Below are 16,548 nucleotides of genomic sequence, written 5' to 3' on the forward strand. Positions count from 1 at the left end.
CTCTTTCAAAAAGAAAAACTATATCTATCAAAAATGATAAGATACAGTTTTAAAAATATATTCTTACAATCTCTCATACAATTCTTGCATTTGTACATCATCTGGAACCAGTTTTAAGTAAGCTTGCGCATTGACTTTTGCTTCTTCAAAATAGCCCAATTCACGCAAGAGGTAGATATAGTGTTCCAGAAACTCTGGATTATCCTTCAAATCTCCTGCTAACTCTTGGTAATGCTCATAAGCAGTATCCAAATCATCCATTTCTTGATAAGAACGAGCAATCATCCACTTGGTCAAGAGATTTTCTGGCCCCTCACTTTGTAAGTCTAAAATATCCTCATAACGCTCTTGTTCTAGATAAATAGTTGCTAGACGGAGTAAGATTTCTTCCGTATCTTCAGCGTCTTCTTTTGCAGTAAGAAGATAATTTTCTGCACCACTAGCATCATGCAGTTCATAAGAGAATTGTGAAGCAGCTAGCAAGAGACGAGTTTCAAAGGGATTTTTCTCCAAGCCTTGCTTAGCGATACGCAGGGATTCTGGAACTTGATGTTCCTTATGCAAAGCCTGGCTATAGCCATACTCATAGCCTTCAAAGTCAGGAGAAATGGTATCGATCTGCTTAAAGTAGAGGACAGCTTTTTGGTATTCTTCTTGATCAAAGTAAAGACTGGCTAACTCAAAAGCTGTTAAATCATCATATTCTAACTCCAGGGCTTTTTCTAAAAACTCTGTGGCCGTTTCAAATTTCCCTAACTGGGCATAGGCAAAGCCAATTCGTTGATAGGTAGAAATGCCTGTTTGCTCATAAATCGAACGATTATCTAACTGGGCATAGCCTTGAATAGCCTCTTGGTAATTTTCCAACTCACTATCCAACTCTGCTAAACCCAATATCAAGAGAGGATCCTCTGAGTAGGTCAAAGCCTCCAGCAGTTTCTCACGCGCCACATCTGTCAAACCTTCCAACTGGTAAAGGTCTGCCTTCAGAGCCAAAGCAGAAACATACCAGTCACTGTCAGCTTGGATTTCCTCAAGATACGCAAATGCTTCCTCGATTTGACCATCCTCGCTAGCAATAGCTGCCAGATTAAGATGAACCTCTGGGAAATCCTCTACAATTTTCAGGTAAATTTCCTTGGCCTGAGGATAAAAACCAATCCCTTCAAGATAAGTAGCTAACTCATACAGAAGGTCACTTGGATCATTTTCTAAAGCTTTGACGAAATAGTGCTCAGCCTTGGCTAAATCTTGCTCCTCCAAAGCCTGTAACATCTGTTGACTATTGTTCACTCTTAACTTCCTCACCCTCTAGTTCATATAGGCCACTGACTACTTTATACCATTCAAAAATGGCTGAAATGACAACCTTAGCAGAAGCATAAACTGGAATACCGAGCAAGACTCCCCAGATACCAAACATGGATCCTGAAGTTAACAAAACAAAGAGAACATTAATAGGATGGATGTTTAATTGACTTCCCAAAATCAATGGAGAGACAAAACGGCCTTCAATAGTTTGTTCTACGATAAAGACAATCACTACTTTCAAGAGCATGACTGGCCCAGCAATCAAGCCCAATACTAGGGCAGGAAGCATGGCTAAGAAGCTACCCAAATAAGGAACCAGATTTAAAATACCAGCAGTAACTCCCAATGTAACTGCATAGCGTAGACCAATAATCTTAAAGAAAATCATAAACATTACTGCTACAATAATAGCTACTGTTACTTGCCCTCGAACATAGTTGGACAACTGCTGATTCACATCTGATAAAACCTGTCCTACAGGCTCCTTCAATTTCGTCGGCATGAATTGGGTCAAATAGTGACGTAGGCCTTTCCCATCACGTAAGAGATAAAAGAGCATGAACGGAACGATAATCAAGGCAACAATCACTTGAGAAGCCCCGCTAATAAAGGCGCTTACCCAGTTGACTGCCTGAGAAGAAACTTTGCTTGCCCAAACTGTAGCCTGGCTAGAAAAATTGGTCAAAACTTGTTCTAATTGAGGTCTGAAATCATCTGGCAAACGCTTGGTCACCAAATCATTAATAACGCTGTCTGCATCTTCAAGGTAGATTGGTACATTTCTTGCAAATGTTAAAACTTGACGTTGCAGATTTGGAATAGCCACTGCCAAGCCCCAAATGATAAAGAGAGCGATGATGACAAAGACAATACTAATCGCTATAACACGATTGATTTTGTGTTTCTCCATCCAATCAACAATGGGATTCAGTAAATAGTATAGTAAACCAGATAGAATAACTGGCAACATCACGACTGCCAAAAAGTCTAAAACAGGTGAAAATAGAAAACTAATCTTGCTTAAAATAAAAAGATTCAATCCCAATAATAAAGTTACCAAAAATACCGTAATTGCCTTGTTATCCAAAAACCACTTGAAAAACCAAGATAGGCTAAAATGTTTCTCTTTTTGCTCCATAAATACTTCCTTTCTATTGTTCTCTCATTATACCATTTTTAAAGCAAAATAACTCTTTTTTAAAGTTCTTACATGGAGACCGTGACATAAAAAATCCCCTCAAAAGAGGAGATTCGATTAGTCTTGGATATGACGGTCTAAGTTCTTCTGATAATCAGCGTTTGATTTGGCTTTTTCATCAGCAAATTTCTTGCGGAACTCATCCATTTCTTTAGTAGTGACAATCTTATCTTGGATTTTCAGATACTTGTAGCTATTTTCACTAGTCTTGTCACCTACCCAGCCACCGGCACCACTGCCAGGAACCATTTTCGTCACTAGCATTTGAGCACCATCAGAGTATACTGGAGTAACAAGTGCACTATCTGACAACCAAGCTTGGGCCTTAGCATATTTGGAATAACGTTTTTGAAGGTCTGTTTTCTCACTATTTGCATCATCAATCAGTTCTTTGTATTTATCCAATCCAACTGTTTTAATAACTGGATTGTCTGTTCCTGGTGCCACACCAAGAGCACCTAGGAGACTTGGACCTGAAGTTGGATCAAATACATCTAGATAGGTTGATGGATCAGCAAAGTCTGGACTCCAACCACTGACTGCATTAATATCCCAGTCAGTATTTGCATTGGAAGTAGCTAGAGTAGTCATACTTCCCAATTCGTCATCAGAAACTTGTTGAATATCAACAACTACATTGTCAGAGCCTAAGGCTTCCTCAATGGATTGTTTATAAGACTGAACCTGACGAATAAAATCTGGATTTGATGAAGAAATTGGCAAATCTAAATGAATTGGGAACTGTACTCCATCAGCTTGGAGAGTTTTCTTAGCAGCTTCAAACTTAGCCTTAGCCTTGTCTACATTATGAAGTGAATCTTGGGCATCATCAAGACTGACATCTTTCCAGATATTATCCAATTTATCCAATTCTGTCTTAGTAACTTGACCAAATGTTTGATCTCCTACTTGAACAAATGTTGGAGGAGTGAAACTTGTCCGTAACTTACGAGGTCCTACTTCATCACCAAATACTTGAGAGATCCCTGCTTTACGATCTACCGCAAAAGCCAAGGCTTGACGGAAATCTTTGTTTAACAAGGCTTTCTTAGTAGAAGTTTTTTCTGCATCACTTGTTTTAGCAGTGTGATTGTAATTTACACGGTCGATATTGGTTGAGATATAAAAAACTCCCCCACGCTGTTGACCATACACAATATTATCCTTGTATTTTTCTTTTAGACGTTCATAGTTGGCAGAGTTTTTAAAGAGTGGTGCAGCTGGATAGTGTCCCTCATCAAAACCGCGTCCTAGAGAGTCTGCATCTTGACCATCAAAGAAGGATAACTTGATATCATCAATAAAGACATTTTGTTTATCCCAGTAGTTTTGATTTTTGGTCATTTCGATAGAAGACTTAGATGTAAGACCTTTGAGGAGATAAGGTCCATTGTATAGAATGCTCGTTACATCCGTTGGTTTACCAAAGTCATCTCCTTTAGAAGCTAAAAAGTCTTCATTAACTGGTGCAAGGACTCCCATTGTTGTTTTTGAATTCCAGAAAGATTCTGGATGATTCAAAGTATAGACTACAGTATAATCGTCAGTTGCTTTTACCCCAACACTAGAAAAATCTGTTGTTTTCCCATTTACATAGTCATCCAATCCTTTAATTGATTCCTGTACCAAATAGAGGGCCTGTGATTTTTTATCTGCTGCATGCTTCAGACCAGTTACAAAGTCTTGAGCCTTGACTTCACCATACTCTTCCCCCTCATTTGTATACCATTTGACGCCCTGACGGATTTTATAGGTATAGGTCAAACCATCTTTGGAAACAGTCCAATCTTCTGCAACTGATGGAACCAGATTCCCATATTGGTCATTTTCAAGTAAACCGTCAATAACGTTACCTGTGACCTGTTTTGTGCTGACATTTCCAGAAACTGTATAATCCAGAGTCGAAGGATCTGATGAAAATACATAGGCATAAGTAACTGGTTTATTTGCTTCTTTATTAGCATTACCAGATGAACACGCTGCTAGGACAGCTGCCGAGAGTACAGCAACTCCAGCTGCTAAGAAAATACGTTTTTTCATAAAAAACTCCTTTGCAATTTGTATAGGATTATTATAGCACTTTTATTAAGTAAATCAATGAAAACATTTCTAATATTATCATCAAAATAATTAGGTAAAGCTCTTGCTAATCTTGATTTCTTCATACTTCCATTTTTGTGATATAATAGTCTTATCTTTTGTATAGAGGTAAAGTAATGAAAGAAACTGTTTATTTTGGAACTTATACACGTCGGACTTCCCAAGGGATTTACAAGGCAGACTTTGATACAGAAACTGGTCAGCTTTCAAATCTAGAACTTTTTGCTACTGAGCCAAGTCCAACCTACCTTGCCTTCGACCAGCATCAACATTTATACACTGTTGGTAGTCAAGACGATAAGGGTGGAATTGCAGCCTATCAAACTAATGGTACCTTATTAAATCATGTCGTTGAAGAGGGAGCTCCCCACTGTTATGTTGCCGTTGATGAAGAGCGTGATTTGGTTTATGCGGCCAATTACCACAAGGGACAGGTTCTTGTTTATAAACGCCAGGAAGATGGTCGTCTTCTACTTAGTGATGTAGATAAACACAGTGGCCATGGTCCACATGAAAATCAAGCTTCACCCCATGTTCACTTTACAGACTTAACACCTGACCACTATCTAGTGACCTGTGATTTAGGTACTGACCAAGTCATCACCTATGACCTTGATCAAGAAGGGAAATTATCTAGACTCTATACATATCACAGTCAGCCAGGAGCAGGCTCACGCCATATCATTTTCCATAACCACTATAAAATCGCTTATCTGATTTGTGAACTCAATAGTACTATCGAAGTTTTAATCTACGATGGTGTTGGCGAATTTGAACGCATGCAGGTCATTTCAACTCTACCAGACGGTTATAAAGGCTTTAATGGAACTGCTGCTATTCGTCTCTCTAAAGACGGTAAATACCTCTACGCTTCTAACCGTGGTCATGATTCTATCGCAGTATATACAATCCTTGCGGACGGTAGCTTAGAATTATTAGAAATCGTTCCTACACATGGTCAAACTCCACGTGATTTTGATTTGACACCAGACCAAGAATTTGTCATTGCTGTCCATCAAGACTCTGACAATGCAACCGTCTTTAAACGCAATCCTGAAACTGGTCGTCTAGCAGAACTTTCTAATGACTTCCATGTCCCAGAAGCAGTCTGCATCAGTTTTGCCCCTTAAAAAAACATAAAAAATGAACTTGATAACTCAAGTTCATTTTTTTCTTATAGTCTTTTTCCGACATTGATACGGTTAATGGCACGTTGTAGTGCAATCTTAGCTCGACGTTCTTGGTCAATCAAGTTTTTATCATGTGCTTCTTCAATTTCACGCTCTGCTCGAAGTTTGGCACGTTCTGCTCGACTGATATCGATATCACGAGCACGTTCTGCAGAATCCGCAACGATTGTGATGGTATTATTAGCAATTTCAATAACACCTCCGTTTACTGCAATCCAGTTCACGTGATCTTCATCATCAATACGTTTTACCTTTACTTCATCAACTGCTAAAACCGCAATCATATTTTCATGTCGTGGCAAGATCCCCATCTCACCATCCAGAGTTCGAACCGATACATAGCTGGCATGGTGATCATAGACGAGACCATCTGGTGTCACGATCTGGACAGTTAACTGAGCCATAGATCACCTCTTAAAATCCCATTTTTTCAGCTTTTGCAATCACATCTTCGATAGAACCTACACCACGGAAGGCATCTTCTGGCAAGTGGTCGTGTTTACCATCAAGGATTTCCTTAAATCCACGAACAGTTTCAGCAACTGGGACATAAGAACCTGGCTGACCAGTAAATTGTTCCGCAACATTAAAGTTTTGTGACAAGAAGAACTGGATACGACGGGCACGTGCAACCAAGGTCTTTTCTTCATCAGAAAGCTCATCCATACCAAGGATAGCAATGATATCTTGCAACTCATGGTAACGTTGAAGAACACGTTTTACCTCAGCAGCAACTGCATAGTGCTCTTCTCCAACGATTTCAGGTGCCAAGGCACGTGAGCTTGAAGCAAGTGGGTCAACGGCTGGGTAGATACCCAATTGTACCAACTTACGTTCCAAGTTAGTTGTTGAATCCAAGTGAGCAAAGGCTGTTGCTGGCGCTGGGTCAGTATAGTCATCCGCTGGCACATAGATAGCCTGGATAGAGGTTACAGAACCCTTCTTGGTTGATGTGATACGCTCTTGCAATTGACCCATTTCCGTAGCAAGTGTTGGTTGGTAACCAACGGCTGATGGCATACGACCCAAAAGGGCAGATACTTCTGAACCAGCCTGAGTGAAACGGAAGATATTATCGATAAAGAGAAGAACGTCTTGGCCTTCTACATCACGGAAGTATTCAGCGATTGTCAAACCAGTAAGGGCAACACGCATACGTGCTCCTGGTGGCTCATTCATCTGACCAAATACCATGGCTGTTTTCTCGATAACGCCTGATTCTTTCATTTCCCAGTAAAGGTCATTCCCCTCACGAGTACGTTCACCAACACCGGTAAATACTGAAATACCACCGTGTTCTTGGGCAATGTTGTGAATCAATTCTTGAATTAAGACGGTTTTACCAACTCCGGCACCACCGAAAAGTCCAACCTTACCACCTTTAAGGTAAGGGGCAAGAAGGTCGATAACCTTAATCCCTGTTTCAAGGATTTCAGAAGAGGTAGACAACTCATCAAAAGTTGGAGCTTTTTTATGAATTGGCTGACGCTCTGCATCTTCTGTAAAAGGAGCTTCCAAGTCAATGGTATCTCCCAAAACATTGAAGACACGTCCCAAAGTTTCTTTACCTACTGGTACAGAGATTGGACGACCTGTGTCCAATACTTCCATTCCACGAGTCAAACCATCTGTTGATTCCATGGCGATAGTACGAACCATACCATCTCCCAACTCCAAGGCTACTTCAAGGACGATTTTTGTTTTTCTTTCGTCATTTTTGTAGACGACAAGTGCATTGTTAATCTCAGGAAGTTTTTCCCCTGCCGCAAATAAGACGTCTACAACAGGACCGATAACCTGAGCAATTTTACCTGAACTCATCTCCTTCTCCTATTCTATATAAGATACTGTCGGTCCCTAGCTTAACTAGGTCCTAAGTTCATTTTCATACGAGCTGGACTAGAGCCTATTCTAAGGCACTAGCTCCTGCTACGATTTCTGTAATTTCTTGTGTAATCGCCGCCTGTCTGGCACGGTTATACTGAATTGTCAAATCATTAATGACTTTCTTAGCATTATCTGTCGCTGTTTGCATGGCTGTCATACCCGCAGCATTTTCAGCTGTCTTAGCATCGATAATAGCACCGTAAATCATACTTTCTGCAAACTGAGGCAACAACTGCTCCAAAATTTCTTCGCGGCTGGTTTCCAATTCAAAAGTCAAACTGTACTCTTCATCCGCTTCATTTGGATCCAAGTCAACAATTGGAAGCATTTGTTCCACACGCATTTGACTGGTTAGCGTATTGACATGGTGGTTATAGCAGACATAGAGCTCATCAAAAAGTTCATTTTGGTACATTTCAACTGTTTTTGAAATAATCTTACGAACTTCATCAAAGCTAGGTTGATCCGCCAAGCCACGTAATTCATAAAGTGGTTGAATACCACGAGCCTTAAAGAAATCAGCTCCCATTCCACCGATACAGATCATTTCAAAACCTTTACCGTCTGGATGGTATTCTTCTTTCAACTCCATAACGGCTTTCAAAATAGAAGAATTATAACCTCCAACCAAACCGCGGTCTGAAGTGATGACGATATAGCCAGTCTTCTTAACTGGACGGCTAAGCAACATCGGATTGGTTGAGCCACCAGATCCATTACCATGAAGGATATCTGTCAAGAGCTTGCGAACTTTCTGAGCGTAAACTTGGAAGTTACGAGCAGCTTCTTCAGAGCGACCAAGCTTAGCAGCCGATACCATTTGCATGGCATTAGTGATTTGACTCGTATTTTTTGTTGAGGCGATTTTTGTTTTAATATCATTTAGAGATACTGCCATCTGACACCTCTATTCTTATTGGAAGCTGGATTGATTGAGAAACTCTGTAATCGCAGCATCCAAGACTGCTTCTTCTGGCAAGTCTTTTGTATCACGAATGGTTTCTAAAATCTCTGGATGTTGAGCGTCAAAGAAGGCATGGAACTCTTCCTCGAAACGAACAATGTCATCTACTGGAACAGTATCCAAGAAACCATGTGTCAAAGCATAGAGAATGGTTACTTGTTTCTCAACAGGTAATGGTTTGTGAACAGGTTGTTTCAAAACTTCAACTGTACGACGACCACGATTCAACTTAGCCTGCGTTGCTGCATCCAAGTCAGAACCAAATTTAGTGAAAGCTTCCAACTCACGGTATGAAGCAAGGTCGATACGAAGTGTACCAGCAACCTTTTTCATGGCTTTGATTTGCGCAGAACCACCTACACGAGATACAGATGAACCTGCATCGATGGCTGGACGAATACCTGCATTGAAGAGACCATCACCAAGGAAGATTTGTCCGTCAGTGATTGAAATCACGTTGGTTGCGATATAGGCTGAGATATCTCCTGCTTGTGTCTCGATAAATGGTAGGGCTGTAATCGATCCACCCCCAAGTTCATCAGAAACTTTAGCTGAGCGCTCAAGCAAACGGCTGTGAAGGTAGAAAACATCCCCTGGGAAAGCTTCACGACCTGGAGGACGGCGAAGCAAGAGAGACAGTTCACGATAAGCTACCGCTTGTTTTGAAAGATCATCATAAACAATCAAAACATGCTTGCCTTGGTACATAAATTCTTCCGCCATGGCAACCCCAGCATAAGGAGCTAGGAAAAGCAATGGAGATGGTTGTGAAGCAGAGGCTGTCACAACGATTGTGTAGTCCAAGGCACCGTACTGACGAAGTGTTTCTACTTGAGTACGAACTGTTGATTCTTTTTGTCCAATCGCTACATAGATACAGATCATATCTTGACCTTTTTGGTTCAAGATTGTATCAATCGCAATGGTTGTTTTCCCTGTCTGACGGTCACCGATAATCAACTCACGTTGACCACGACCAATCGGTACAAGGGCGTCAATAGCTTTCAAACCAGTTTGCAATGGTTCTGATACAGACTTACGCTGCATAACACCAGGAGCTGGCGCTTCTACTGGACGAGTTTTATCTGTGTGGATTTCTCCAAGACCGTCAACTGGACGACCGAGTGGATCCACAACACGACCAATCAGACTCTCACCTACTGGGACTTCCATGATTTTACCTGTACGGCGGATTGTATCGCCTTCACGGATATCTGTAAAGTCACCAAGGATGATAATACCAACGTCTGTTGACTCCAAGTTTTGAGCCATACCATAAGAGCCGTTTTCAAAAATCAACAACTCTCCACTCATGGCATTTTCAAGACCGTGAGCACGCGCGATACCATCCCCGATATAGGTTACAACACCTGTTTCAGTCACATCAAAATTGGGTTTGAAATTTTCAATTTGTTGCTTAATTAAAGCGCTGATTTCTTGTGCGTTAATTGCCAAAAGAACACCACTTTCTATTTCAAATTTTCTTTAACAACTTTAAGTTGTTGTTTAATACTCACATCAATTGTCTTGTGATTGGCAAAAATGACAAAACCACCAATGAGACTTTCATCGATTTGTTCTTTTACACTCCTTACTTTCAGAGACATTTTTTTCTCAATCAAAGGGAGCAAACGACTCTTTTGTTCATCAGTTAAAGGATGAGCTGAAGTAATCGTCACTTCAAATCGATTTGTTTCTTTTTCAAGTCGGTTCAAGCAATCTACAAGAATATCATAAAAGAGGTTTGCTCTGTGATTGTAGATAAGAACCTGGATAAAGTTTTGCAATAAAGGTGACACAGAGTCTTGGAAGAAAGCAATCGTTTTTTCCTTGTCAGACTCGTCTACTGCCACTTTTTTTAAAAAAGAAGGTAAACCTGTTTCTTCAGCAACTTGCTTGATTTGAGTCAAGTCTGAAAAGATACGGTCTTCTTCTCCTTTTTCAAGTACCAATTGGACAAAAGGCATGCTGTATTTTTCAATTACCTTTACTGTTTTCTTGTCCATTAAGCTTCTCCTAGCTGATCGATATACTGATCAATGAGTTCTTTATGGGCATGACCATCAAGGTTTTGTGAGATGATTTTACCAGCCAAGCTGATTGTCAAATCTGCTACCTCACCCTTAACGCTTTGTAAAGCTTCAGCTTTGTTTTGAGCAATTTCTTGGTTTGCTTTTTCTTTTAAGCGTCCTGCTTCTAGTTTAGCATCTGCTAAAATACTAGCTTTACTTTTCTCAGCTGTTTCTTTCGCATTCTCAATGATTGTCTTAGCTTCTTTACGGCTACCAGCCAATTCATCTTCGCGTTTTTGAGCCAATACTTCCGCTTTTTGACGTGCTTCTTCAGCTCTGTCAATATCTGAAGCAATTTTTTCAGCTCTTTCTTCGAAAATGCCTGTAATATTAGACCATGCAAATTTTTTAATCAAGACTAGCAAAAGGATAAAAGAGCCAGCGATTAAAATAAAATTACCAATTAATTCACCTACTGTTACGTGCATCAGTTACTCCTTTCTACTCTTCATCATTAATTTTATTTCCTAGGTACATAGAGGACAATAGTGTAAAGACATAGGCCTGTACACAAGAAATGAACACGGAAAATGCAGTCCAAACTAAGTTTGTTCCAAATGCGATTGGATACCAAAAAATAGCCTGATGTGAAAGTAAGAGAAGCAAACTTGTCATTACTTCACCTGCAAAGATATTCCCAAAAATCCGCAAAGCAAGAGAAAGGAAATTCGTGACTTCTTCAAGTAGATTCATCGGTGTCATAAATGCAGGAGTTACAAAACCTTTTAGGTATTGTTTAATCCCACGGCGACGAATCCCCTCAATGTGCGCCATCAAAATAATACAGAAAGACAAGACAAGGTCAAATGAAAGATTTGCAGTTGGCGATGTCCAAAGGTTTGTCCCATCTGTTGTTTGAAGTTTAGCCATCAAACCAAGATTATTAGCGATGACCATAAAAAGAAATAAACATAAGTAAAAGAGTGAGTAATCTTTTATGTAGTGGGAACCAAGGTTAGGTTCTGTAAATCCAATTACAAAATCATAGAGATACTCTAGTACATTTTGTTTACCTTTGGGTTTCAACGTCATATTACGACTTGCCCAATAGATAAATGCAAAAATCAGAAACACAGACAGCAAAGTCAAGGCTGTCAAAGTTAAATCAAAGGTAACAGGACCAATATTGATGGTTGGATTGATACTTTCTTCCATCTAACATTCTCCCTTCTCCAATTTATATTTCGTTATTTAATAATAAATGAGAAGACAAGAGTTACGAAGAAAGTTCCTTCAATAAAGGCAACCCCTAAAAACATCAAACTACGAAACTCAGCGATAATATCTGGTTGGCGAGCTACTGATTTCAACAAACCATTCATCAACATACCCTCACCAAGAGATACACCCATACAGGCAAGACATAGACCGAAAAATGTTAAATTCATGACGAATTCTCCTTTTAATTAAAATTTACTTACTTAGTTTAGTCCTAAAAATTGGATTTGTCAACTTTTTACTAACATTGAAAGCGTTTAATGAAAATTATTTATAATTTTACTATTTTTGAGTCTATTGTATAGAAAACTTTGTAAAAAACTTGTTATAAATTCGTCCATTATCTAGGCCTTTCTGAAAAACAATGAAAAAATCCGAGATGAAATCTCGGATGAAATTTGATATATTTTCTTTGACTTCTTTTCTTTTAGTGAGCAGGATTAAAGGGAAAGCAACTAGAAATCTTTCATCTCCTGCACGCTTATTAAGCACGAACTGTGACACTGGTTCCATCTTCCTTATAAAGATTGATAAGACCTTCTTTGAGAGCTCGAACCATATCTCCAGCTTGAACAGGTTGGGGGACTTTGATTGTCAAGAGTTCCATTGGATTTGGAGCGCGGTCAATTTTATTGCCTTTTGCATCATGCAAATCTTCAATATAAGTTTCAAAATGACGGAAACCTGGGCCATAAAACTCAACTTGGTCGCCTTCGTTAATAACGTTCCGTTGACGAATAGTTGCTGTTTGTGTCGTATCATCATAAGAAACCACTTCAGCGACAAACTTATACTCAGGAATTTTACGACGAGCACCAAACAACTGCTCATTTTCAGATGGTGTACCGTAGTAAAATCCTGTAGCTAATTCACGTTGGGCAACCTTCCACATCTCATCCACCAAGTCTTGTTTGATCGCTTCAAACTTTTCAGGACTTTCAAGATATGCATCCACAGCCGCCTTGTAGCAGTTGGTCACTGTTGATACGTAGTGAATAGACTTCATACGCCCTTCAATCTTAAGACTGTCCACTCCATTTTCAATCATATCTGGAATATGGTCAATCATAGACATATCAACTGCTGACATTGAAAATTCTTCAGGAATTTCACCCTTCAAGCTCTTGCGTTCTTGACCAAACGGCATATCGTAAAGGTCGTACTTCCAACGGCAAGACTGAGAACATCCACCACGGTTAGCATCACGCATACTCATGTGATTTGAAAGCGTACAGCGACCAGAGTAAGAAATACACATAGCTCCGTGGACAAAGGCTTCAATCTCAACATCTGTACGTTTGCGAATTTCAGCTAATTCTTCCATTGAAACCTCACGCGCCAAAACAACACGAGTTAAGCCTAGTTCTTTCCAGAACTCAAGAGTTTCATAGTTAGTCGCACTTGCTTGAGTTGAAAGGTGAATTTCAAGGCCTGGTGCTTCAGTCGCTGCAATCATAATCAAGGCTGGGTCAGATACGATAACTGCTGCAATTCCGATATCACGCAGTTTACGGAACCACTCACCAGCCCCCTCTTCATTTCCTTCGTGCATCACCATGTTGGCAGCTACATAGACCTTAGCTCCATACTTAGCCGCAAACTGGACACCTTCTTCCATCTGTTCAAAGGTAAAGTTTCCGGCACGGCTACGAAGACCATAGGCCTGACCACCGATAAAGACAGCATCTGCCCCATACTGAACAGCTACTTTTAGCTTCTCTAAAGTCCCTGCAGGTGATAAAACCTCAGGACGTTTTAATATTTTTGTCATGTTTTCTCCTATTTGCAATATAAAAGTTTGACGTTTTTCCTTCTCATTTTATAGTAAATAAGCCATAAAATCAAGCCTAGACAGATTGTTTTGACAATTCTAATCTTTTAGATTATTAAAGCAAAAAGATTGTCAAAGAGAAAAAGCCCACAGATGTGAGCCCTTTCCTAATATAGGTTAGAAAACTATTTCTCCACTTCTTTTTTCTTGTGTGCCAGAAATCCAAATCCACTCAAAACTCCTAGAAGTCCTAAGACTACAAGATTAGCATGATTTTCCGTACCTGTATTAGGCAATTCCTCTCTCTTACTTGCTACAGAAGTCGGAGTTTGTGAAGTTTCTTTTGTCGATTGTTCAGTTGGTGTCTTTGATTTTGGTACTTCTACCTTCGGTGTCTCAGCCTTTGGTGCCTCAACTTTTGGTGCCTCAACCTTTGGTGTCTCAACCTTTGGTGCCTCAACCTTTGGTGCCTCAACCTTTGGTGCCTCAACCTTTGGTGCCTCAACCTTTGGTGCCTCAACCTTTGGTGCCTCAACCTTTGGTGCCTCAACCTTTGGTGCCTCAACTTTTGGTGCCTCAACTTTTGGTTTCGTACCTACTGTGATAACTTCTTCTACTGCCTCTTCAGTAATCGTGGTTGGTTCGTTCGGTGTTACTGCACCTGTATTAGGATTCAAGGTATAAGTTGTCGTAGTAGTTATTTTACCAGCTTTACCAGGTCTTGTTACTTCACGATAATCTTTATCTTTTGTACTATCTTCTACGTAACGTGTTGTATATGGAATGGTTGTTTCTACAACTGTTGGTTTCGTACCTACTTTAACCACTTTTGGTACCATAGGAGTTTCTTTTTCAGTCGGCTTACCGTCAGTTACAGTACCATCAAGTTCATTCACAATTTTAGGTGTTGTAGTTACAATTTTACCTTCGCTACCGTTCGATTCAACAATTTCCGTACCATAGTCGATTGTTTTGTCTTCTACATAAGTTGTTGTAATTGGAATTTTTGTTTCTGTTTCTACAGGTGGTAAGTTGTTCTCATACTTCTGTTTATACACATAGGTAATGACAGTTTCACCTTTTATAATCTCAGTAATATCCTGTTTATCTTGTTCTTTAAAGGTGTAACGCTTGTTTTCAAAGTCCAAATCGGTCGGATGAGTTAATGTAATTTGCTCCCCTACTGCTTTTACCTCACTTGTAACAGACGGTCGAATCTCAGCACCTTGTTCATCAACAAACTTTTGAGTAACCTTACCTTTATGTTGAACCTCTGTATAAGTCACCAAATGATAGTCACGAGATACACCGTTCAAAGCCTTATCTGGATCTATTATCTCAACCTTAGGAATCTTATTGGTGAAGGTATTTTGACTTAAATAAGCAGATATTTGTCCTCTTGGCATACGCGCATTTAGATAATTACTTGATGAAATCGTATTTTCACCTATAAGAGAATTTTCTCTCCTTAACTCGTATAGTACCTGTCCTGTTGAGCCAATAGGTGACCTTAATTCGAACTCTTTAATTTTTTTCTCAGGTACATCTGATGGTTTAATTACAGATTTACCACCGAAAGCCTGTTCATTTAATATTGTAGAGAGTAATTTATCTAACGGAATTTCTTGGCCTTTAGCATCTTTATAAGTAAATGTCTTAGTGTACTTAACTAAGTCCGATTGACCTGCAACCCGTCTAGATAAGTTCTTAACGAAAATTTCTTGTAAAATTGCTTGACCACGAATAATTGCATAGACTTTCGTTTCCTCAGGTAAAGTGTAATTCAAACGGAGACTTGTATCAATACTTGCAACACCATATTTAGATGTTAATACACTGGTTTGATCTAGATTCACTGTGTAAGTAAAAGTTTCACCATTTTTCGCTTCTACAATATATCCGTTATAGCCAGCTCTACTATCTCTAGCTCTAAGTTCCTCCAAACCCGGAAGATTAGCTGCTCCAGTTTTAACAGTAACATGTGGGTCAGTCGTAGTTACATCATGACCTAAAGCATCTGCAACGCCCTTTCTAGTTCTTACATCGACTGAGCCCGTATTTAAATAATGAACTTCACCCTCAGAAGAAGTAAAATTACTGAGTGTCATTTCTTTATTAACATCATCGGACGCTAATCTTGAATTCACTTGACTTGCAATCTTATCTTTTACGTTGACATAATTTGCAATAAGGTGATTATTTTTAATCTCTTCAATCTTAGCTCGATCAGCATCAGCTTGAGCTTGTTCCGCTTTTGCTGATTCTAAAGACTGAATTTCAGCGTCAACTTTTTCTTCAGCAGTTTTTCGTAACGGATTTACTTCAGAAAGAGTATTAGCTGTACCAACATTTTCAACTGGTGTTTCATTTACAGTGATACCTAGCGCTTTCACTTCTTCTACTTTTGCTTTCAACTCTGCTTCTTTTACAGCATAGGATGTACTAGTTTCAAACTCGTTTTGTGAACTTTCACCTGCCGGTTGACTTGGTTGGACGCTTGTTGTTGGATTAGTAGATTGTTCGTTAGCGCTTACAACACTATTTAAAAATAAACTCCCTAAAGCCATAGTTAGGACAATACCACTTAACAAACCTAACTTAGTTTTACGGAGGTAACCATGACCTTTTTCTTGTTTTACTGCTTTATGCAATAGAAACACCTACTTTCATTTATTTATGTTGTTAATATTATTACATAATTAACTAAAAAAGTAAAGGTATCAACTCAAGAATTAAATACAATAAATTTATAAAAACTTCCTAACCACTGTACTAGAATTTTCTACAATTCAAAAACCAGTACCAGAACGGATTAATACTAATACGAAACAAAAAAT

The 16,548-nt window shown here is 39.4% G+C and carries 14 protein-coding genes; 1 reads left to right on the forward strand and 13 read right to left on the reverse strand.

Going from position 1 to position 16,548, the window contains the following annotated elements; all coding sequences use genetic code 11:
- Positions 1-63: 63 nt before the first annotated feature.
- The 3 genes from SK637_RS06025 to SK637_RS06035 form a co-directional block, all read right to left on the reverse strand.
- A complete protein-coding gene (locus SK637_RS06025) occupies positions 64-1,293 on the reverse strand; it encodes a tetratricopeptide repeat protein (protein ID WP_033688958.1) in 1,230 nt (409 codons plus the stop codon).
- Positions 1,283-2,449: an AI-2E family transporter gene (locus SK637_RS06030; RefSeq protein WP_033688959.1), complete on the reverse strand. Its 1,167-nt coding sequence runs from the start codon at positions 2,447-2,449 to the stop codon at positions 1,283-1,285. Before SK637_RS06030 ends, SK637_RS06025 begins: the two co-directional genes overlap by 11 nt.
- A 117-nt stretch (positions 2,450-2,566) precedes the next feature.
- The gene (locus SK637_RS06035; RefSeq protein WP_033688960.1) at positions 2,567-4,549 is read right to left on the reverse strand and encodes a peptide ABC transporter substrate-binding protein; all 1,983 of its coding nucleotides are present in this window, start codon (positions 4,547-4,549) and stop codon (positions 2,567-2,569) included.
- A gap of 176 nt (positions 4,550-4,725) precedes the next feature.
- Here SK637_RS06035 and SK637_RS06040 point away from each other — a divergent pair, with 176 nt between their 5' ends.
- Positions 4,726-5,739 carry a lactonase family protein gene (locus SK637_RS06040; protein ID WP_033688961.1) on the forward strand — a complete coding sequence of 338 codons (1,014 nt, stop codon included), beginning with the start codon at positions 4,726-4,728 and terminating at the stop codon, positions 5,737-5,739.
- 44 nt (positions 5,740-5,783) lie between these two features.
- On the opposite strand, the gene SK637_RS06045 is transcribed toward SK637_RS06040, so the two are convergent.
- The 10 genes from SK637_RS06045 to SK637_RS10250 form a co-directional block, all read right to left on the reverse strand.
- Positions 5,784-6,203, reverse strand: a complete 420-nt coding sequence (locus SK637_RS06045; RefSeq protein ID WP_033688962.1) for a F0F1 ATP synthase subunit epsilon — start codon at positions 6,201-6,203, stop codon at positions 5,784-5,786.
- A gap of 10 nt (positions 6,204-6,213) precedes the next feature.
- Positions 6,214-7,620 carry a F0F1 ATP synthase subunit beta gene (gene atpD, locus SK637_RS06050; RefSeq protein WP_000094357.1) on the reverse strand — a complete coding sequence of 469 codons (1,407 nt, stop codon included), beginning with the start codon at positions 7,618-7,620 and terminating at the stop codon, positions 6,214-6,216.
- Positions 7,621-7,705: 85 nt separating this feature from the next.
- A complete protein-coding gene (locus SK637_RS06055; protein ID WP_033688963.1) occupies positions 7,706-8,584 on the reverse strand; it encodes a F0F1 ATP synthase subunit gamma in 879 nt (292 codons plus the stop codon).
- 15 nt (positions 8,585-8,599) lie between these two features.
- A complete protein-coding gene (gene atpA / locus SK637_RS06060; RefSeq protein WP_023942963.1) occupies positions 8,600-10,105 on the reverse strand; it encodes a F0F1 ATP synthase subunit alpha in 1,506 nt (501 codons plus the stop codon).
- Positions 10,106-10,119: 14 nt separating this feature from the next.
- Entirely contained in the window at positions 10,120-10,656 is a 537-nt protein-coding gene (locus SK637_RS06065; RefSeq protein WP_033688964.1) for a F0F1 ATP synthase subunit delta, read from the reverse strand.
- Positions 10,656-11,150 carry a F0F1 ATP synthase subunit B gene (atpF, locus tag SK637_RS06070; protein WP_000558549.1) on the reverse strand — a complete coding sequence of 165 codons (495 nt, stop codon included), beginning with the start codon at positions 11,148-11,150 and terminating at the stop codon, positions 10,656-10,658. The genes SK637_RS06065 and atpF overlap by 1 nt, the downstream gene beginning before the upstream one ends.
- A gap of 13 nt (positions 11,151-11,163) precedes the next feature.
- Entirely contained in the window at positions 11,164-11,877 is a 714-nt protein-coding gene (atpB, locus tag SK637_RS06075; protein ID WP_000392858.1) for a F0F1 ATP synthase subunit A, read from the reverse strand.
- 32 nt (positions 11,878-11,909) lie between these two features.
- Positions 11,910-12,110, reverse strand: a complete 201-nt coding sequence (locus SK637_RS06080) for a F0F1 ATP synthase subunit C (protein ID WP_001054559.1) — start codon at positions 12,108-12,110, stop codon at positions 11,910-11,912.
- 314 nt (positions 12,111-12,424) lie between these two features.
- Positions 12,425-13,711 carry a peptidase U32 family protein gene (locus tag SK637_RS06085; RefSeq protein ID WP_033688966.1) on the reverse strand — a complete coding sequence of 429 codons (1,287 nt, stop codon included), beginning with the start codon at positions 13,709-13,711 and terminating at the stop codon, positions 12,425-12,427.
- A 185-nt stretch (positions 13,712-13,896) separates the two neighbouring features.
- The gene (locus tag SK637_RS10250) at positions 13,897-16,371 is read right to left on the reverse strand and encodes a G5 domain-containing protein (RefSeq protein ID WP_033688967.1); all 2,475 of its coding nucleotides are present in this window, start codon (positions 16,369-16,371) and stop codon (positions 13,897-13,899) included.
- Positions 16,372-16,548: the final 177 nt, after the last annotated feature.

This window comes from Streptococcus mitis, from assembly GCF_000722765.2.
GTDB lineage: Bacteria > Bacillota > Bacilli > Lactobacillales > Streptococcaceae > Streptococcus > Streptococcus mitis_AQ.

Coding starts and splice junctions, on each gene's coding strand:
- SK637_RS06080 (WP_001054559.1), bottom strand. CDS start 12,110: ATGAATTTAACATTTTTCGGTCTATGTCTTGCCTGTATGGGTGTATCT.
- SK637_RS06030 (WP_033688959.1), bottom strand. CDS start 2,449: ATGGAGCAAAAAGAGAAACATTTTAGCCTATCTTGGTTTTTCAAGTGG.
- atpF (WP_000558549.1), bottom strand. CDS start 11,150: ATGCACGTAACAGTAGGTGAATTAATTGGTAATTTTATTTTAATCGCT.
- SK637_RS06085 (WP_033688966.1), bottom strand. CDS start 13,711: ATGACAAAAATATTAAAACGTCCTGAGGTTTTATCACCTGCAGGGACT.
- SK637_RS06045 (WP_033688962.1), bottom strand. CDS start 6,203: ATGGCTCAGTTAACTGTCCAGATCGTGACACCAGATGGTCTCGTCTAT.
- atpD (WP_000094357.1), bottom strand. CDS start 7,620: ATGAGTTCAGGTAAAATTGCTCAGGTTATCGGTCCTGTTGTAGACGTC.
- SK637_RS06055 (WP_033688963.1), bottom strand. CDS start 8,584: ATGGCAGTATCTCTAAATGATATTAAAACAAAAATCGCCTCAACAAAA.
- SK637_RS06065 (WP_033688964.1), bottom strand. CDS start 10,656: ATGGACAAGAAAACAGTAAAGGTAATTGAAAAATACAGCATGCCTTTT.
- atpB (WP_000392858.1), bottom strand. CDS start 11,877: ATGGAAGAAAGTATCAATCCAACCATCAATATTGGTCCTGTTACCTTT.
- SK637_RS06035 (WP_033688960.1), bottom strand. CDS start 4,549: ATGAAAAAACGTATTTTCTTAGCAGCTGGAGTTGCTGTACTCTCGGCA.
- SK637_RS06040 (WP_033688961.1), top strand. CDS start 4,726: ATGAAAGAAACTGTTTATTTTGGAACTTATACACGTCGGACTTCCCAA.